The sequence below is a fragment of the Pseudogulbenkiania subflava DSM 22618 genome (assembly GCF_900177275.1).
In the GTDB taxonomy this organism is placed as follows: domain Bacteria; phylum Pseudomonadota; class Gammaproteobacteria; order Burkholderiales; family Chromobacteriaceae; genus Pseudogulbenkiania; species Pseudogulbenkiania subflava.
The window spans coordinates 25770-44405 of sequence record NZ_FXAG01000002.1 but is presented as its reverse complement, the minus strand read 5'-3'; the positions used below and the strand labels follow the sequence as shown (position 1 = coordinate 44405).

Genomic DNA, 18636 nt, shown 5'->3' with positions numbered 1-18636 from the left:
CGGGCGGAAGCCGCTCGCGACGTGAACAGGCGCTCAGGCCAGACCGTTCTCTTCGGTCCAGCGTGCGAATTCGTGTTCCAGCTGATCGAAGCTGTCGATCACGAACAGCTGGTCCTGCATGTGCCAGATGTCGTACGGCGTCTCGGCAACCAGGCCGATGTCGAAATCCACCTTGCGCGTCTGTTCTGACAGGCTGTAGAGCACCTCGTTGGGCGAGGACAGGATGCCGGCACCGTAGATGCGCAGGCCTTCCGGATTGCGGATCAGGCCGAACTCCACCGTGTACCAGTAGATGCGCGGCAGCCAGACACGGCCCGGGTGCTCGCTCTCGAAGGCCTTGACGCCGGCGCGGCCGAAGCGCTCGAAGAACGAGGCGAAGCGCGGATTGGAGAGCAGCGGCGCATGACCCAGCAGGTCGTGGAACATGTCCGGCGCCGGGGTATAGCCGATCTCCTCGGGCTTGCGGATGAAGTCGGTGGACGGAAAGATGCGCTGCGCCAGGAGCTCGAAAAACTCCTTGTCGGGGACGATGCCGTCGACCCGGGTCAGGCGCCAGCCGGTGGCAGCCTCGATACGGTCGCTGATATCGGCCAGGCGCGGGATATGCTCCTTCGGGAAGTCGATCAGCGCGAGCCCGGCCAGGAACTCGTTGCAGGCCCGTCCCGGTAGCACCGCCCACTGGTTGGCCAGCAGCGTGGCCCACGTATGGTTCTCGATGTCGGTGTAATCCGGCACCACGGCCCGGTGAATGTCCAATTCGGACGGCAAGGCAGACAACTTCATGTCCGCGCGCTCAAGCGCCGCATCGGCGGTGTACATGGCATGCTCTCCTCGGTAAACGCACTGCAGCGGTCTGACGCCACTGTTAAAATGCAACATGCTTTCAAGCTCATTTTAGGCAATTTGCTTCGCAATTTCCTTGCAAAGAAACCCAAAAAATACTAATAACTAAAATAAAATTTTACTCTTAAGCGAAAATACGAGAACAAAATGCCAGACATGACACTAGACAAGACAGATTTGCGCATCCTGGCGGAACTCCAGCTCAACGGCCGCCTGAGCAACGTCGAGTTGGCCGAACGCATCGCGCTCTCCCCCTCGCCCTGCCTGCGCCGCCTCAAGCAGCTGGAAGAATCCGGCGTCATCCGCCAGTACGTGGCACTGCTCGACCCGGCGCGCATCGGGCTCGGTCTGCAGGCCTTCGTGCGCGTGATGCTGGAGAAGCGCGGCAACCTGGACTTGTTCATCGACGCCGTGCAGCGCTGGCCGGAGGTCATCAACTGTTACGCCATGACCGGCGAGATGGACTACCTGCTGCAGGTCTACTTCGAGGACATGGAGCACTTCTCGCGCTTCGTGATGGACCAGTTGCTGCAGCAGCCCGGCATCCAGGACGTCAAGTCGAGCTTCGTGCTCAAGGAATTCAAGCGCACCGCCGCCCTGCCGCTCGACCACCTGAAAGGAGCCTGAGCAGGCAGCGTCGCGGACTCGCCGTCCGGCTGCCGGCGCAAGCGCGTGGAGAGCGATTCCCCCGCCCTGCCCCAGCATGAAAAAACGGCCCCTAGGGGCCGTTTGCTTGTGAGGTATTCAGTGCTTGTTGCTGTGCACGGTGGAGTACTGCAGCTTGTCGGTGTAGGCGATCGCCGCCGCCGACACGAACGTCTCGTAGCCGCCCACCGTCACCATCAGCAGCAGGTTGGGGATCATCACCACGTCGATCAGCGCCAGCACCGACAGCATGATCTCGGTTTCAGTCAGCACCGGCAGGTTGTGCGGCAGCTCCCACAACGAAGGCAGGAACTCTCAGGCGTACACCCCCTGCACCACGATCAGGCCGAGGTCGATCGGCAGTGGCTGCCAGCGGCTCCAGAAGATCACCTGCCCGAGGCGCGACTTGCGCGCCTCGCTCGACTGCCGGGCCTCTACCAGGGTCGCTGTCGCGTTCCTCGTCGCCCCCTCACAACCCCAGGCGTTGCCAGATGGTCGAGACGATGCCGGCCTGGTTCAGAGTGTAGAAGTGCAGGCCAGGGGCGCCACCCGTCAGCAGGCGGTCGCACAGCTCGGTCACCACGTCGAGGCCGAGGGCGCGGATTGAGGCGGTGTCGTCGTAGTAGGCCTGCATGCGCAGGCGCAACCAGCGCGGCACTTCGGCGCCGCACATGTCGGAGAAGCGACACAGCTGGCCGAAGTTGGCGATCGGCATGATGCCCGGCACGATCGGGATGTCCACGCCACGCGCCTGCACCTCGTCGACGAAGCGGAAGTAGGCGTCGGCGTTGAAGAAATACTGCGTCATCGCCGAATTGGCGCCGGCCTGCACCTTGCGCACGAAGTTGTTGAGGTCGTCCTCGGCGGAGCGCGCCTGCGGGTGAAACTCCGGGTAGGCGGCGACTTCGATGTGGAAATGATCGCCATGCTCGGCACGGATGAACGCCACCAGCTCGTTGGCGTAGCGGAACTCGCCGGCCTCGCCCATGCCGGACGGCAGGTCGCCGCGCAGCGCCACGATGTGGCGGATGCCGTGGCTCCGGTACTCGTTGAGAATGGCGCGGATGTTGTCGCGGGTGGAGCCGATGCACGACAGATGCGGTGCGGCGGCGTAGCCCTCGTTGCGGATCTCCAGCACCGTCCCCAGCGTGCCCTCGCGCGTGGTGCCGCCGGCGCCGAAGGTGACGGAGAAGAATTCGGGCTTGAACTGCGCCAGCTGCTGACGCGTGGTGCGCAGCTTGGCGATGCTTTCCGCCGTCTTGGGCGGGAAAAACTCGAAACTGAAGGTACGCGGCTTGGTGCTCATGATCTGATCTCTGTCGCCGCCCCATGCCAAGGTTGGCCGAAGCGGTCGTTATTCCCGGAAGTGTCGTCTGCTACCCTCAAGAGCCTCTCAGTAGGTGAGCGAGCCAAAGCAGGTTGAGTGTCGCCGGAGCACAGGAACCGGAATGGACACGGAGTCCATGAGGATTCCCAATCGCTGAGCGCATCATAGATGCGCACGCAGTCCGCTGACACTCAAGATACGCAGGCGTAGCCGCCTAATGAGAGGCTCTAAGGCGGGCTGCCCTGCCCGCCTTTGTACCCATATCAATAGCGATAGTGCGCCGGCTTGTACGGGCCTTCCTTCGGCACGCTGATGTAATCAGCCTGCTGCTGGGTCAGCTCGGTCAGTTTGACGCCGATGCGTGCCAAATGCAGGCGCGCCACCTTCTCGTCCAGGTGCTTCGGCAACACATAGACCTCTTTGCCGTACTTCTCGCCGAACTGGAAGATTTCCATCTGCGCCAGCACCTGGTTGGTGAAGCTGTTGGACATCACGAAACTCGGGTGGCCGGTGGCGCAGCCCAGGTTCACCAGACGGCCTTCGGCCAGCAGGATGATGCGGCGGCCATCCGGGAAGATGATGTGATCGACCTGCGGCTTGATGTTCTCCCACTGGTACTGGCGCAGGCTGGCGACTTCGATTTCGCTGTCGAAGTGGCCGATGTTGCAGACGATGGCGTTGTTGCGCATCTTCACCAGGTGGTCGTGGGTGATCACCGACACGTTGCCGGTGGTGGTGACGAAGATGTCACCCTGGTCGCACACGTCGTCCATGGTCACCACGCGGTAGCCTTCCATCGCCGCCTGCAGCGCGCAGATCGGGTCGATCTCGGTCACCCACACGGTGGCGCCGAGCCCGCGCAAGCTCTGCGCGCAGCCCTTGCCCACGTCACCGTAGCCCAGCACCACGGCGATCTTGCCGGCGATCATCACGTCGGTGGCGCGCTTGATGCCGTCCACCAGCGACTCGCGGCAGCCGTACAGGTTGTCGAACTTGGACTTGGTTACCGAGTCGTTGACGTTGAACGCCGGGAACGGCAGGCGGCCTTCCTTCTGCAGCTGGTACAGGCGATGCACGCCGGTGGTGGTCTCTTCGGTCACGCCCTTGATGTGCTTCAGGCGCTTGGAGTACCAGTTGGCGTCCTGCTCCAGGTAACGGGCGATGGCGGCGTACAGCGCCACCTCTTCTTCGTTGGTCGGCTTGGAAATCAGCGAGCGGTCGCTCTCGGCGCGCGCGCCCAACATCAATAGCAGCGTGGCGTCGCCGCCATCATCGAGGATCATGTTGGCCGGCTCGTTTTCCGGCCATTCGAAGATCTTGTGCGAGAACTCCCAGTACTCGTCGAGCGACTCGCCCTTGAAGGCGAACACCGGGATGCCGGCCGCGGCGATGGCGGCGGCGGCGTGGTCCTGGGTCGAGAAGATGTTGCACGACGCCCAGCGCACGTCGGCGCCCAGCGCCACCAGCGTCTCGATCAGCACGCCGGTCTGGATCGTCATGTGCAGGCTGCCGGCGATGCGCGCGCCCTTGAGCGGCTTACTGTCGCCGTATTCGGCGCGCAGCGCCATCAGGCCCGGCATTTCGGTCTCGGCAATCGCCAGTTCCTTGCGGCCCCAGGCGGCCTGGGCCATATCGGCAACGTAGAAATCGGTAAAGGTATCAGCCACAGCGTTCATCAAGAACTCCACGATGTGGCCGGTGGGATGCGGCGCAGAGCTTGCGGAAGAAATCGTCCCACAGGGATTGCCTGCGGTCGTCGCCACTCCTCCTGATCGGCTGCTGAAGCACGGCCGTACACGGGGTACGGCGAGCAGCACAGGGCCGGCGTGGGGCTGCACGGCAGATTCGTTCACAAACTCTCACCCACAAGCCCGTCCGGCACGGGGTTATGAGGGTGAGCGCCGTTGATGCGGAAACCGAGCCTGGGAGGGAACAGCCTCTCGCAGCGCTCCTCGGTTTAGCCCGTCATTGTACCCGCAAAACGCCCCGGCCGAACAGGGCGGAGCCGGCACTGCGGCGGCGACACCACACCCAGCAACGGCAACAGCCAACCAGGCTGGCCGCCACGCCCCCTCAACCGGGCATGAAAAAAGCGGGCACACGGCCCGCTTTCGGCATCGGAACATCCGCTCCGGATTACAGCCCGGCGTCCGCGCGCAGCGCCTCGGCCTTGTCGGTGCGCTCCCAGGTGAATTCCGGCTCCTCGCGGCCGAAGTGGCCGTAGGCGGCGGTCTTGCCGTAGATTGGGCGCAGCAGGTCGAGCTGCTGGATGATGCCCTTCGGGCGCAGATCAAAGTGGCGCTTGACCAGCTCGACGATCAGTTCGTTCGGGACCTTGTTGGTGCCGAAGGTGTCGACCGAGATCGAGGTCGGCTGCGCCACGCCGATGGCATAGCTCACCTGGATCTGGCACTGGCGCGCCAGCCCGGCTGCGACGATGTTCTTCGCCACGTAGCGACCGGCGTAGGCGGCCGAGCGGTCGACCTTGGACGGGTCCTTGCCGGAGAACGCACCACCGCCGTGCGGTGCGGCGCCACCGTAGGTATCGACGATGATCTTGCGGCCGGTCAGGCCACAGTCGCCCTGCGGGCCGCCGATGACGAAGCGGCCGGTCGGGTTGATCAGGAAGCGGGTCTCGGCGGTCAGCATCTCCGGCGGCAGCACCGGCTTGACGATATCCTCGATCACCGCCTCGGTCAGTGCCTTGTGGTCGATGTCCGGCGCGTGCTGGGTCGACAGCACCACGGTATCGATGCGCTTGGGCAGACCGGTCTCAGCGTCGTAGACGCAGGTGATCTGGCTCTTGGCGTCCGGACGCAGCCACGGCAGGCGGCCGTCCTTGCGCAGTTCGGCCTGGCGCTGCACCAGGCGGTGCGCGTAGTAGATCGGGAACGGCATCAGCGTCGGGGTTTCGTCGCAGGCGTAGCCGAACATCAGGCCCTGATCGCCGGCGCCCTGGTCGAGGTCGAGGCCCTGGCCTTCGTTGACGCCCTGGGCGATATCGGGCGACTGCTTGTCGTAGCCCACCAGCACGGCGCAGCCGCGGTAGTCGAAGCCCATGTCGGCGTTGTCGTAGCCGATGCGCTTGACGGTCTCGCGCGCGATCTTGATGTAGTCGACGTTGGCGGTCGTGGTGATCTCGCCTGCCAGCACCACCAGGCCGGTATTTACCAGCGTTTCGGCCGCAACGCGTGCATGCTTGTCTTCGCGCAGGATGGCGTCGAGGATAGCGTCGGAAATCTGGTCGGCAACTTTATCCGGATGCCCTTCGGACACCGACTCGGAGGTAAACAGGTATTCGCTCATTGATTTTTCATTCCCGGAGAAAGCCTAAAACTGAAGGATGATAAAATAGGCCGCTTCCACATTTCATTCTGAACCCGTGATGGCAACGTTGGTCCATTTTCTGCTCTCCCTCCTCGCGCGGCTGCCACTGGCATGGCTGCAGGGACTGGGGGCCTGCCTGGGACGGCTTACCTATCATCTGTCCCCCCGCTTCGCGGCGAGACTGGAGGAAAATCTTAGGTCAAGTCAAATCGGCAAAAGTTATCAGGTTTTCCAAGACTTAGTCAAACAATCCGCGGCGGAAACCGGCAAAGGCACACTGGAGCTGGCCATCGCCTGGTGCCGCGAGCCGGACGACATCGCCGCCATGGTGCGCCACTGCAGCGGTTGGGAGCACGTCGAGGCGGCGCTCGCCGCCGGCCACGGCATCGTGTTCGTCACCCCGCACCTGGGCAGCTACGACATCGCCGGGCGCTACATCAGCTCGCGCCTGCCGTTCCCGCTCACCGCCATGTACCGCCCGCCCAAGCTTGCCTGGCTGGAACCGGTGATGCAGGCCGGCCGCAGCCGCGGCAAGGGCAAGACCGCCCCGGCCACCGGCGCAGGCGTACGCGTGCTGATGAAGGCACTGAAATCCGGCGAAGCCACCATCATCCTGCCCGACCAGGTACCCGGCAACGGCGAGGGAGTGTGGGCGCCGTTCTTCGGCCAGCCTGCCTACACCATGACGCTGGTTCCGCGCCTGGCGCAGGTCTCCGGTGTCGAGGTGCTGCTGTTCACTGGCGAGCGCCTGCCCAAGGGCGCCGGCTTCGCGGTGCACATCGAGCCGCTGCCGGAAGCCTTCAGCGGCGACAAAGAGCAGGATGCCGCAACGCTGAACCGCGCCGTCGAGAACCTGATCCGCCGCTACCCCGCCCAGTACCTGTGGAGTTACAACCGTTACAAATGCCCCGCCGGCGTCACCCCGCCCGCCCCGCAACAAGGATAACAAGCAACAATGAAGATCGTTTTTGCCCTGCTATGGCTGCTCCGTCTGCTGCCGATGTGGCTCATCGGCGCGCTCGCCTGGCTGCTCGGCAGTCTCGCCTACGCCTTGGCGCGCGAACGGCGCCGTGTCGGCCTGATCAACCTGCGCCTGTGCTTTCCCGACATGTCGCTGGCCGAACGCAAGCTCCTGATCCGCCGCAACTTCCAGCACATGATACGGCTGGCGCTGGAGTACGGCGTGTGCTGGTGGAGCTCCGCCGAACGCATCCGCAAGCTGGTCACCGTGAAGAACCTGCACTACGTCACCGACCTGCGCGCCAAGGGCGAGGACGTCATCCTGTTCTACCCGCACTTCGTCGCCTTCGAGATGGGCGCCTATCGCATGAACCAGGACATCCCGCTGGTCAGCGTTTACTCGCACCAGAAAAACCGCGAACTCGACGCGCAGATCTACAAGGGCCGCCAGCGCTACGACAACTGCTACATCGTGTCGCGCCAGGAAAGCCTGCGCTCCATCATCAAGGCGATGCGCCAGGACCACGCACCCTTCCTCTACCTGCCCGACCAGGACTTCGGCCCTCGCGACTCGCTCTTCGTGAAATTTTTCGACACCGACGCCGCCACCATCCCCGGCTTGTCGCGCATCGCCAAGCTCGCCAAGGCACACGTGGTCCCGGTCATCGCGCGCCGCGTCGGCAACCGCTTCGAGCTCGAATACTACCCCCCGTGGGAAAACTACCCGACCGACGACGTCGAAGCCGACACCCGGCGCATGAACGCCTTCCTCGAGGAGCGCATCCGCGAAATACCCGACCAGTATTTCTGGCTGCACAAGCGCTTCAAGACCCGCCCGGCCGGGCAGCCACGCTTCTACTGAGCTGCGCGTCTACCCCACAACCAGCCGCCCCGAATAGGCGGCTTTTTTTTCGGCCCCGCACGCCATAGCACTCGATGATGCCCGAGCAACATTCCGTCTCGACCGCGACGGCTGATTACGGGTCCCCAGCCACGCTCATTGCCACCGCCCCCGGCAAACCCGCGGACTGCGCGCCGCAATCCTCCCAACCCCGCACGACTCCGCCGAAGTCGAAGCCGCTGTTGCTCCAGCGCCCTCCAGTCCTTCCAGCCCGACTGGGCAGCCAGTCGAGTCATCACCAGAGCGCCGAAGCCCCCTCCCCTGTTAGGCCCGGAAAAGAAAAAACCCGACTGCATACAGTCGGGTTTTTGGGGAGGCGGAGCGGCTCAGTTGCGGCGCTTCTTCCAGAAGTAACGGTAGACAAAGCCCGGGAAAGCAAACACCAGGAACAAGGCCGCCGTGGTGGCGTAGAACTGCCAGTTCTGGCTGTGCACCGGCATCTGGCGGCCTTCCAGGAAACGAGCCAGCAGCCCGACCAGGAAGAACAGCACCACCAGCTCAAGCAGCCGCCAGCCGGCATGCTTGGACTCGACCTTGATCACGCCGGCAATGCGTGGCATGAAAAAGGGCAGGTTGGCCGCCAGCACGGCGACGAGCAATACGGTGGCGACGCTGCTCTCCACGATGACTCCTTAGAGTACGGTCAGCGACTGTTTCATCGCCTCGACACAGATTTCGATCAGTCGCTCCGGCACCACGCCCAGCACCAGCAGGGCCAGGGCGTTGAGCGACAGCACCAGCTGCATGTCGCCACGCACCACGATCGGGCTCGTGTCCTGCACTTCGTCGAAGTACATGTGCTTGACCACGCGCAGGTAATAGAAGGCGCCGATCAGCGACATCGCCACGGCGAACACCGCGAGCTTCACCAAACCGATATCGACGATGGCCTTGATCACCGCGAACTTGGCGTAGAAGCCCACCAGCGGCGGAATCCCGGCCAGCGAGAACATCGTCAGCAGCATCAGGGCCGCGTACCAGCTGTTGCGGCTGTTCAGCCCCTTCAGATCTTCCAGCTTGTCGCACTCGAAGCCGGCGCGCGACAGCGCCATGATGACGCCGAAGGAAGCCAGCGTGGTCAGCACGTAGGTGATGGCGTAGAACAGCGCCGAGGAATAGCCCTGTTCGTTGCCAGCCAGGAGGCCCAGCATCAGGAAGCCCATGTGCGAGATGGTCGAATAAGCCAGCATGCGCTTCAGGTTGGTCTGGGCGATGGCGGTGATGTTGCCGATCGCCATCGACAGCACGGCCATGATCGCCAGCATGCTCTGCCAGTCGGCGGTCAGCCCGTCCAGACCCTGCACCAGGATGCGGAAAATGAACACGAACGCCGCCAGCTTCGGCGCCGCGCCGATCATCAACGTGATCGCGGTCGGCGAGCCTTGGTAGACGTCCGGCACCCACATGTGGAACGGTACCGCACCCAGCTTGAACGCCAGACCAGCCACCAGGAACACCAAGCCGAATACCAGCAGCAGTTGGTTGGCCGAACCGCCGTGGATAGCCTTGGCGATGGCGGCGATTTCCAGCGTGCCGGTCGCGCCGTACACCATCGACATGCCGTACAGCAGCAGACCGGAAGCCAGCGCGCCGAGCACGAAGTACTTCATGGCCGCTTCGGTCGCCGGCACCGAGTCACGCTGCAGCGCGATCAGCGCGTACAGCGACAGCGACAGCAGTTCCAGCCCCATGTACAGCGACAGGAAGTGGCTGGCGGATACCATCACGTTCATGCCGAACAGTGCGAACAGCGCCAGGGTGAAGAATTCACCCTTGTACATGTCGCGGTCGGCGGCGTACTGGCGCGAATACACCAGGATCATTGCAGTTGCACCGTACATCGCCAGCTTCACCAGCGAGGCCAACGGATCGGCAACGAACATGTTGGACAAGGTGTACTGCGCGTACGGCTCGAACGTATACACCTGCAGCGCGGCGGTACCGGCCAGGGTCAGCAGACTGAGGCCGTAGGTGATGCTGCGCCGAGCATCCGAAATAAACAGATCGAGCAACAGGATGGCCGACAGTGCCGAGATCAGGAAGATCTCGGGCATCGCCGGCACCAGGTTCAAATCAGCCCAATTCATTGTGGTTTCCTTGTGGCCTTACAGCTTGCTTTGCGCTACATGCGCGATCAGGTCGTTCACCGACAGGTGCATCTTGGAGACGAACGCCTGCGGGTAGAGACCCATGCCCAGTACCGTGATAGCCAGGATGGCCAGCACCAGGAACTCGCGCTTGTTCACATCCTTCATCTCGGCGACGTGGCTGTTGCCGATGTCACCGAAGATCACCCGCTTGTACATCCACAGCGTGTAGGCCGCGCCGAAAATCAGGGTGGTGGCAGCAAGAGCCGCGTACCAGAAGTTCACCTGCACCGCGCCCAGAATCACCATGAATTCGCCGACGAAGCCGGAGGTGGCCGGCAGGCCAGAGTTGGCCATGCCGAACAGCATCATGAAGGCAGCGAAGATCGGCATCTTGTTGGCCACACCGCCGTAGTCGGCGATGTTGCGGCTGTGCAGACGGTCGTACATCACACCGATACAGAAGAACATGGCGGCCGACACGAAGCCGTGCGACACCATCTGCACCAGCGCGCCTTCGACGGCCCACTGGTTCATGTTGGTGCCGAGGAACATGAACATGCCCAGGGTTACGAAGCCCATGTGCGAAATCGACGAGTACGCCACCAGCTTCTTCATGTCGGACTGCACCAGAGCCACCAGACCGATGTACACCACCGCCACCAGCGACAGCGCCACCATCACCCAGGCCAGTTCGCGCGAAGCGTCCGGCAGGATCGGCAGGGCAAACCGCAGGAAGCCGTAGGCACCCAGCTTCAGGGTGATCGCCGCCAGCACCATCGAACCGCCGGTCGGGGCTTCAACGTGGGCATCCGGCAACCAGGTGTGCACCGGCCACATCGGCACCTTCACCGCGAACGACAGGAAGAAGGCGACGAACAGCAGCATCTGCACGCTCAGGGCGATCTTCATGTCGTGGAAGGCCAGGATCTCGAAGGTCTTGCCGGCCTTGAAGTACATGTAGATGAACGCCACCAGCATCAGCAGCGAGCCCAGCAGGGTGTACAGGAAGAACTTGACCGACGCGTACACGCGGCGCGGACCGCCCCAGACACCGATGATCAGGTACATCGGGATCAGCATCGCCTCGAAGAACACGTAGAACAGCATCGCGTCGAGCGAGGCGAAGGAGCCGTTGATCAGGCCGGACATGATCAGGAAGGCCGCCATGTACTGCGCCACGCGCTTCTGGATCACCTCCCAGCCCGCCAGCACCACCATCAGCGTGGTGAAGCTGTTGAGCACGATGAACAGCATCGAGATGCCGTCCACGCCCAAGTGGTAGTTGATGTTCAGCGCCTGGATCCACGGCCGCATTTCTTCGAACTGCATGCCGCCGTTGAGGTCGTTGAAGCCGGTATAGAGCGGCAGCGACACCAGGAAGCCGGCCAGTGCCCCGGCCAGGGCCAGCCAACGGGCCAGCGGTGCGCGCTGGTCCCCTCCCGTCGCCAGCACCAGCAATCCGGCCACGATCGGTGTCCAGACCACCAGACTTAACATATTAGTGAACATAGTCAAAGCCTAAGTTGTTATTCAATTCCAGTGTATCGACCTATCAGCGCAGGATGATGCCGGCAAACCACAGCGTCATCAGCCCCAGCACGCCGATGATCATCGATGCGGCGTAGCTGTAGATGAAGCCGGTCTGCAGCTTGCGGGTCAGGCGGGAGAAGACGCCGACCAGCTTGGCCGTCCCGTTCACCATCAGGCCGTCGATCAGTAGCATGTCACCCACTTTCCAGAACAGGGTGCCCAGCGCGCGCGAGCCTTTGGCGAACAGGTTGAAGTACAGATCATCCATGTAGTACTTGTTGTCCAGCACCTTGTGCACGGCGCTGAAGCGCTGCTTGATGGCCGCCGGAATATGCGGGGCCTTCATGTAGAAGATCCAGGCTACGACCACGCCGGACAATGCCAGCCAGAACGGCAGCGAACTCAGTGCATGAACAGCCATCCCCACCGGACCGTGGAACTCTTCGGCCAGCTCGTGCATGCCCGGGTGCTTCAGCGCGTCGATGGTGATCGCGCCTTTGAAGAAGTCGCCGAACAACAGCGGCTCGATGGCGAAGAAGCCGATCAGCACGGACGGAATCGCTAACACCACGAGCGGCAGAGTCACCACCCACGGGCTCTCGTGAGGCTTGTCGTTCGGACCCAGGCCGTGATGATGATCAGTCGACGGCTCCTCATCGTCATGGTCTTCGTCATGGCCGTGGTGCGCGCCATGGTTCGCCATCCAGCGCTCCTTGCCGTGGAAGACCAGGAAGTACATGCGGAAGGAGTAGAACGCGGTCACGAACACGCCGATGATCAGCGCCCAGTACGCCACGCCGGCGAACGGCAGGTGCGACGCGGCCACCGCCTCGATGATCGAGTCCTTCGAGTAGAAGCCCGAGAAGAATGGGGTACCGATCAGCGCCAGCGAGCCGATCAGCGAGGTGATCCAGGTAATCGGCATGTACTTGCGCAGGCCGCCCATGTTGCGCATGTCCTGATCGTGGTGCATGCCCATGATCACCGAACCGGCACCCAGGAACAGCAGGGCCTTGAAGAAGGCGTGGGTCATCACGTGGAACATCGCGGCGGAGTAGGCCGAAGCGCCCAGCGCCACGGTCATGTAGCCAAGCTGCGACAGCGTGGAGTACGCCACCACTTTCTTGATGTCGTTCTGCACGATGCCCAGGAAACCCATGAACAGCGCGGTGATGGTGCCGGAGATCATGATGAAGTTCAGTGCAGTGTCCGACATCTCGAACAGCGGGCTCATGCGCGACACCATGAACAGGCCGGCGGTCACCATGGTCGCGGCGTGAATCAGCGCCGAGATCGGGGTCGGGCCTTCCATCGAATCGGGCAGCCACACGTGCAGCGGGAACTGCGCCGACTTACCCATCGCGCCGACGAACAGCAGGATGCAGGTGACGGTCATCAGCGACCACTCGACGCCCGGGAAGATCTGGATGGTCTTGTTGGCCAAGGCCGGCGCGGCCGCGAACACGTCGCTGTAATTCAGCGAACCGCCGAAATGAGCCAGCACCAGGCCGATGCCGAGCAGGAAGCCGAAGTCACCGACGCGGTTGACCAGGAAGGCCTTCAGGTTGGCGAAGGTCGCCGTCGGACGCTTGAACCAGAAGCCGATCAACAGGTAGGACACCAGGCCCACCGCTTCCCAGCCGAAGAACAACTGGATGAAGTTGTTGCTCATCACCAGCATCAGCATCGAGAAGGTGAACAGCGAGATGTAGCTGAAGAAGCGCTGATAGCCCGGGTCTTCCTGCATGTAGCCGATGGTGTAGACATGCACCATCAGCGAAACACAGCTCACCACCACCATCATCATGGCGGTCAGCTTATCCACCAGGAAGCCGACCGCGTACTCGTGGCCACCGACGGTCAGCCAGGTGTACACCGCGCCGTTGAAGACTTCCGTCTGGCCGGAGATGAAGCCGGACAGCACCTTGAGCGACAGGGCCGCCGAAACGGCCACCCCCAGAATGGTCACGACGTGTGAGGCACGACGTCCGATGGCCCATCCAAACAAGCCCGCGATGAGAGACCCGGCCAGCGGCGCCAGGGCAATCAGCAGGTATAAGCTTTTCATATCCATGCTTTGTGCTTTGTAGTTTGGTATCCGGTTTGTCTTAGCCCTTGAGGCTGCCCAAGTCTTCGACGTTGATGGTCTGCAGATTGCGGAACAGCACCACCAGGATCGCCAGACCGATAGCGGACTCGGCAGCCGCCACGGTCAGGATGAAGAAGACGAAAATCTGCCCTGCCGTATCCGACAGGTAATGCGAGAACGCGATGAAGTTGAAGTTCACCGCGAGCAGCATCAGCTCGATAGCCATCAGGAGAACGATCACGTTCTTCCTGTTCAGAAAGATGCCCAGCACACTGATAGCAAACAGGATTGCGGCCAGCACCAGGAAGTGAGTCAGCGTCAGCACGTTTCCTCCCTTATGTTGTTCGGCCGTCAGGCCTGTTGATCAGCGGACTCGGCTTCAGCAACCGGTTCCGAACGTTTTACGGCAGCCATCTTCACCAGGCGTACACGGTCGTCGCGACGAACCACGACCTGATCGCCCGGATTCACGAACTTGGTGTCCTTGCGCTTGCGCATGGTCAGCGCGATCGCAGCCACCATGCCGACCAGCAGCACCACGGCGGCCAGTTCGAACGGCCACAGGTAGGTGGTATAGATCAGGCGGCCCAGTTCGCGGATGTTGCTGGCGTCAGCGGCCAGCGGAGCGGCGCCCTTGTAGCTGCCGAGGCTGGCTTCCGGACTCATCAAGATCAGCACCATCTCGCCGACCATGATCAGACCGACCGTACCGGCCAGGGGGGCGTTCTTCCAGAAGCCTTCGCGCAGCTTCTCGAAGTTGATGTCGAGCATCATCACCACGAACAGGAACAGCACCATCACCGCGCCGACATAGACCAGCACCAGCGAAATGGCGAGAAACTCCGACTCCAGCAGCAGCCAGTGGCCGGCGCTGGTAAAGAACGCCAGCACCAGATACAGCGCGGCGTGCACCGGGTTCTTGGCCGTAATGACTCGGAGCCCGGCGAAAATCAGGATCGCCGACAGTACATAAAAAACAACGGTAGGAAAGCTCATCACACCCCCTTAGCGATACTTGGCATCAGCCGCCTTGCGGGCGGCAATCTCGGACTCGTACTTGTCACCGATGGCCAGCAGCATGGGCTTGGTGTAGTAGAGGTCGCCACGCTTTTCGCCGTGATACTCGAAAATGTGGGTTTCCACGATGGCATCCACCGGACAGGCCTCTTCGCAGAAGCCGCAGAAGATGCACTTGGTCAGGTCGATGTCGTAGCGCGAGGTACGGCGGGTGCCGTCGTCGCGCTGCTCCGACTCGATGGTGATCGCCATCGCCGGGCACACCGCCTCGCACAGTTTGCAGGCGATGCAGCGTTCTTCACCGTTGGCGTAGCGGCGCTGGGCGTGCAGGCCACGGAAGCGAGGCGACAGCGGCGTCTTCTCTTCCGGGAACTGCACGGTAATCTTGCGTGCGAAGAAGTGGCGGCCCGTCAGCATCAGGCCTTGCACCAGCTCCACCAGCAAGAACGTTTTGAAAAAATTGCGAATCGTATCCATGCTCTTCACCTAACCCGTATCAGTTCCAGAGCGTCAACGGGCTCATCATCCACACGCCGACGACAAACACCCAGACCAGCGTAACCGGAATGAACACCTTCCAGCCCAGACGCATGATCTGGTCGTAGCGGTAACGCGGGAAGGTCGCGCGGAACCACAGGAAGCAGAACAGTACCAGCGATATCTTCAGTGCCATCCAAATGAAGCCGGAGGCACCGAGCACGCCCCACGACGCCGGGAACGGCGACAGCCAACCGCCCAGGAACATCAGCGAGGTCATCGCGGCCACCAAGATCATGTTGGCGTATTCGGCGAGGAAGAACACGGCAAAGGCCATGCCGGAATATTCCACGTGGAAACCGGCCACGATCTCGGACTCACCCTCGGCAACGTCGAACGGGGCACGGTTGGTCTCGGCGACACCGGAGATCAGGTAGACGATGAACAGCGGGAACAGCGGCAGCCAGTTCCACGACAGCGCCGAGCCGCCGGCCACGCCGTGACCCTGCTGGTTGACGATGTCGACCAGGTTCAGACTGCCGCTCACCATCAGCACGCCGACCAGGGCGAAGCCCATGGCGATTTCGTACGACACGATCTGTGCCGCCGAACGCAGCGCGCCCAGGAACGAGTACTTCGAGTTGGCGGCCCAGCCGGCGATGATCACGCCGTACACGCCCATCGAGGTGATGGCCATGATGTACAGCAGCGAGGCGTTGGTATTCGCCAGTACCAGCTTGTCGGTGAACGGCACCACCGCCCAGGCGGCCAGGGCCGGACCGATCGACAGCACCGGCGCCAGCAGGAACAGGCCCTTGCTGGATTGGGTAGGGAGAATGATCTCCTTCAGCAGCAGCTTGATGCCGTCGGCCAGCGGTTGCAGCAGGCCATAGTAACCGACCCGGTTCGGGCCGATACGCACCTGCATGTAGCCGATCACCTTGCGTTCGGCCAACGTAAGGTAGGCCACCGCACCCATCATCGGCGCCACGATGGCGACGATCTTGAGCAGGGTCCACACGGTGAGCCCCGCCTCATTGCCAAGAATGCCTTGCAAGAACTCCATCATTTACCCCTGCTTGATCTCGATCGGGTCAAACATGCCGCCCAGTGCGATGGTGGTCGGATGCGCGGTGGCCAGGCGTACGACGCCGGCCGGCAGCGTGGCGTCGGCTTCCAGCGCCACGCGCACCTGGCCGTCGCCCTGTTTCAGCACCACGACGGCGCCAGACTGCACGCCGGCAGCGTCCAACACGCTCTGCGCCGCATGCGCCACCGGTACGGCGGCGGCACGCGTCGCCTGCAGCGACGAGGCGCGGCGGCAGATGGCGTCGGCCTGGTACAGCGGCACTTCGCCGACGCGCACCAGCGCGGTGGCAGCCGGCTGCACGTTGGCCGAAACGGAGGCCAGCACATTGTTCAGGCTCGGTGCGATATCGCCCTTGCCCTGCCATTCGGCGCGGACTTCTTCGACACTGGTGTACTCGAAGCCGGAAATCCCCAGCATGTTGCCCAGCACACGCAGCACCTTCCAGGCCGGACGCGCTTCACCCAGCGGGCGAACTACGCCGTTGAAGGTTTGCAGACGGCCTTCCATGTTGACGAAGGAGCCGGCGGTCTCGGAGAACGGCGCGATCGGCAGCAGCACGTCGGCGTAGTCGAGCAGACCCTCGGCCTTGAACGCGGTCAGCGCGATCACGGTTTCGGCCGACTTCATTGCGGCGACGGCAGCCTGCGGGTTGTAGCTGTCGAACTCGACTTCGCTGTTCAGCAGCACGTAGGCCTTGCGCGGTGCGGCAATCATCTGCTGCGCGTCCAGACCGGCCGACACGGCGGCACCGAAGACACCGCGCGTCGGCACGGCACCGACCAGTTCGGCACCCACGCTGTTGGCGGCCTCGGCCAGCACGCCGAAGCGGGCTCCACTCAGACGGGCGATTTCCTGCGCCAGCGACAACAGCTCGGAGAAGGCCGGGTGATGCTGCGCCACGTTGCCCAGCACGACCGAGGCGCTCTCGGCGCCGCACAGGCTTTCGGCGATACGCTGCGCTTCGGCCGACACGCTCACGGCGGCCAGATCGATCGCGCTCTCGCCCGACTTGATCGCCACCACGGCCTTCAGTACCTGGGCCAGCGCGTTCACCAGCGCCAGCGGCGAGACGATCAGCTTGGCGTTGAGCTTGGTCAGCAGCGCGTCGTCAGCGACGTGGATGACGTTGAGTTCGCTGCCCTTCTTCACCGCCTGGCGCAGGCGCGAGGCCAAGAGCGGCTGCTCCTGGCGCTGGGTGCTGCCCACCACCAGGACCGACTTGGCCGAAGCCAGGTCGACGATGCTGGAACCGAGCCACAGCGCGCCCTGCTGGGCAGCGTCGGCGCGGAAGTCGGAGCGGCGCAGGCGGTAGTCGACGTTGTTGACGCCGAAGCTGCGTGCCAGCTTCTGTGCCAGGAACAATTCTTCGGTGGTGCTGTGCGGGCTGGCCAGCACGCCGATGGCGTCTTTGCCATGATCGCGCGACACGCCGTTCAGGCCCTTGACCACGTACTCCAGCGCGGTCTGCCAGTCGGCTTCGTGCCACTTACCGTCGTGCTTGATCATCGGCTTCTGCAGACGCTCGGCGCTGTTCAGGCCTTCGTAGGAGAAACGGTCACGGTCAGCGATCCAGCACTCGTTGATCTCTTCGTTCTCAAGCGGCAGCACGCGCATTACCTGGTTGCCCTTGACCTGGACGATCAGGTTAGCTCCCAAGCCGTCATGCGGACTCACCGACTTGCGGCGCGACAGTTCCCAGGCGCGGGTGCTGTAGCGGAACGGTTTGGAGGTCAGGGCGCCGACCGGGCACAGGTCGATGACGTTGCCGGAGATTTCCGAATCCACGGTCTTGCCGAGGAACGGCAGGATTTCCGAGAACTCGCTGCGGTTGGCCATGCCGATTTCCTGGAAGCCGCCGATTTCCTCGGTGAAGCGCACGCAGCGGGTGCAATGGATACAGCGGCTCATTTCCTCGGCGGAAACCAGCGGCCCCATGTCCTTGCCCACCACCACGCGCTTCTCTTCCTGGTAGCGCGAAGCGGAATTACCGTAGCCCACGGCCAGATCCTGCAGCTGGCATTCGCCGCCCTGGTCGCAGATCGGGCAATCCAGCGGGTGGTTGATCAGCAGGAACTCCATCACCCCGGCCTGAGCCTTCTTGGCCATGTCGGAGTGGGTGTGCACCTTCATGCCATCCGTCACCGGCGTGGCACAGGCCGGCAGCGGCTTGGGAGCCTTTTCTACCTCGACCAGGCACATGCGGCAGTTGGCCGCGATGGAGAGTTTCTTGTGGTAACAAAAGTGAGGGATGTAGGTACCCACCGAGTGGGCCGCATCCATGACGGTGCTTCCCTGCGGGACCGTCAGTTTCTTACCGTCGATTTCAATTTCAAGCATCGC

Annotated in this window: 17 protein-coding genes and 1 riboswitch; of the genes, 3 read left to right on the top strand and 14 right to left on the bottom strand. The window is 62.9% G+C overall.

Going from position 1 to position 18636, the window contains the following annotated elements; translation table 11 throughout:
• Positions 1 to 33 precede the first annotated feature (33 nt).
• Positions 34 to 819 (bottom strand): phenylalanine 4-monooxygenase, encoded by a 786-nt coding sequence (locus B9N72_RS01790; RefSeq protein WP_085274741.1) that lies wholly within the window; start codon positions 817 to 819, stop codon positions 34 to 36.
• Positions 820 to 990: 171 nt separating this feature from the next.
• Here B9N72_RS01790 and B9N72_RS01785 point away from each other — a divergent pair, with 171 nt between their 5' ends.
• On the top strand, positions 991 to 1470 hold the full coding sequence (locus B9N72_RS01785) for an Lrp/AsnC family transcriptional regulator (protein WP_085274740.1): 480 nt from the start codon (positions 991 to 993) through the stop codon (positions 1468 to 1470).
• A 117-nt stretch (positions 1471 to 1587) separates the two neighbouring features.
• Here B9N72_RS01785 and B9N72_RS21345 read toward each other — a convergent pair whose 3' ends face one another.
• The 4 genes from B9N72_RS21345 to metK form a co-directional block, all read right to left on the bottom strand.
• Positions 1588 to 1788, bottom strand: a complete 201-nt coding sequence (locus B9N72_RS21345; RefSeq protein WP_234985857.1) for a YqhA family protein — start codon at positions 1786 to 1788, stop codon at positions 1588 to 1590.
• Between the two features lie 169 nt (positions 1789 to 1957).
• On the bottom strand, positions 1958 to 2794 hold the full coding sequence (gene metF, locus B9N72_RS01775; RefSeq protein WP_008953433.1) for a methylenetetrahydrofolate reductase [NAD(P)H]: 837 nt from the start codon (positions 2792 to 2794) through the stop codon (positions 1958 to 1960).
• 284 nt (positions 2795 to 3078) lie between these two features.
• Entirely contained in the window at positions 3079 to 4491 is a 1413-nt protein-coding gene (gene ahcY / locus B9N72_RS01770) for an adenosylhomocysteinase (protein ID WP_085274739.1), read from the bottom strand.
• A 213-nt stretch (positions 4492 to 4704) separates the two neighbouring features.
• A riboswitch (S-adenosyl-L-homocysteine riboswitch) is annotated at positions 4705 to 4775 on the bottom strand.
• A 176-nt stretch (positions 4776 to 4951) separates the two neighbouring features.
• On the bottom strand, positions 4952 to 6121 hold the full coding sequence (gene metK / locus B9N72_RS01765; protein WP_085274738.1) for a methionine adenosyltransferase: 1170 nt from the start codon (positions 6119 to 6121) through the stop codon (positions 4952 to 4954).
• Between the two features lie 79 nt (positions 6122 to 6200).
• On the opposite strand from metK, the gene B9N72_RS01760 reads away from it, so the two are divergent.
• Both B9N72_RS01760 and B9N72_RS01755 read left to right on the top strand, forming a co-directional pair.
• A complete protein-coding gene (locus B9N72_RS01760) occupies positions 6201 to 7088 on the top strand; it encodes a lysophospholipid acyltransferase family protein (RefSeq protein WP_085274737.1) in 888 nt (295 codons plus the stop codon).
• A gap of 9 nt (positions 7089 to 7097) precedes the next feature.
• The gene (locus B9N72_RS01755; RefSeq protein WP_085274736.1) at positions 7098 to 7964 is read left to right on the top strand and encodes a lipid A biosynthesis lauroyl acyltransferase; all 867 of its coding nucleotides are present in this window, start codon (positions 7098 to 7100) and stop codon (positions 7962 to 7964) included.
• A gap of 365 nt (positions 7965 to 8329) precedes the next feature.
• Here B9N72_RS01755 and B9N72_RS01750 read toward each other — a convergent pair whose 3' ends face one another.
• The 9 genes from B9N72_RS01750 to nuoG are packed head-to-tail and all read right to left on the bottom strand — an operon-like array spanning position 8330 to position 18633.
• Positions 8330 to 8626 (bottom strand): DUF2818 family protein, encoded by a 297-nt coding sequence (locus B9N72_RS01750; protein WP_085274735.1) that lies wholly within the window; start codon positions 8624 to 8626, stop codon positions 8330 to 8332.
• A 9-nt stretch (positions 8627 to 8635) separates the two neighbouring features.
• On the bottom strand, positions 8636 to 10090 hold the full coding sequence (nuoN, locus tag B9N72_RS01745; RefSeq protein ID WP_085274734.1) for an NADH-quinone oxidoreductase subunit NuoN: 1455 nt from the start codon (positions 10088 to 10090) through the stop codon (positions 8636 to 8638).
• A gap of 18 nt (positions 10091 to 10108) precedes the next feature.
• Positions 10109 to 11602 (bottom strand): NADH-quinone oxidoreductase subunit M, encoded by a 1494-nt coding sequence (locus tag B9N72_RS01740; RefSeq protein WP_085274733.1) that lies wholly within the window; start codon positions 11600 to 11602, stop codon positions 10109 to 10111.
• A gap of 43 nt (positions 11603 to 11645) precedes the next feature.
• A complete protein-coding gene (nuoL, locus tag B9N72_RS01735) occupies positions 11646 to 13697 on the bottom strand; it encodes an NADH-quinone oxidoreductase subunit L (protein ID WP_085274732.1) in 2052 nt (683 codons plus the stop codon).
• A 34-nt stretch (positions 13698 to 13731) separates the two neighbouring features.
• Entirely contained in the window at positions 13732 to 14037 is a 306-nt protein-coding gene (nuoK, locus tag B9N72_RS01730) for an NADH-quinone oxidoreductase subunit NuoK (RefSeq protein WP_008953442.1), read from the bottom strand.
• Positions 14038 to 14063: 26 nt separating this feature from the next.
• Complete coding sequence (locus B9N72_RS01725) at positions 14064 to 14708, bottom strand: NADH-quinone oxidoreductase subunit J (protein ID WP_008953443.1); 645 nt, start codon at positions 14706 to 14708, stop codon at positions 14064 to 14066.
• A 9-nt stretch (positions 14709 to 14717) separates the two neighbouring features.
• Positions 14718 to 15197, bottom strand: a complete 480-nt coding sequence (gene nuoI, locus B9N72_RS01720; RefSeq protein ID WP_198019650.1) for an NADH-quinone oxidoreductase subunit NuoI — start codon at positions 15195 to 15197, stop codon at positions 14718 to 14720.
• 28 nt (positions 15198 to 15225) lie between these two features.
• Positions 15226 to 16275: an NADH-quinone oxidoreductase subunit NuoH gene (gene nuoH, locus B9N72_RS01715; protein WP_085274731.1), complete on the bottom strand. Its 1050-nt coding sequence runs from the start codon at positions 16273 to 16275 to the stop codon at positions 15226 to 15228.
• A complete protein-coding gene (gene nuoG / locus B9N72_RS01710; protein ID WP_085274730.1) occupies positions 16276 to 18633 on the bottom strand; it encodes an NADH-quinone oxidoreductase subunit NuoG in 2358 nt (785 codons plus the stop codon). It lies immediately after the preceding gene.
• Positions 18634 to 18636: the final 3 nt, after the last annotated feature.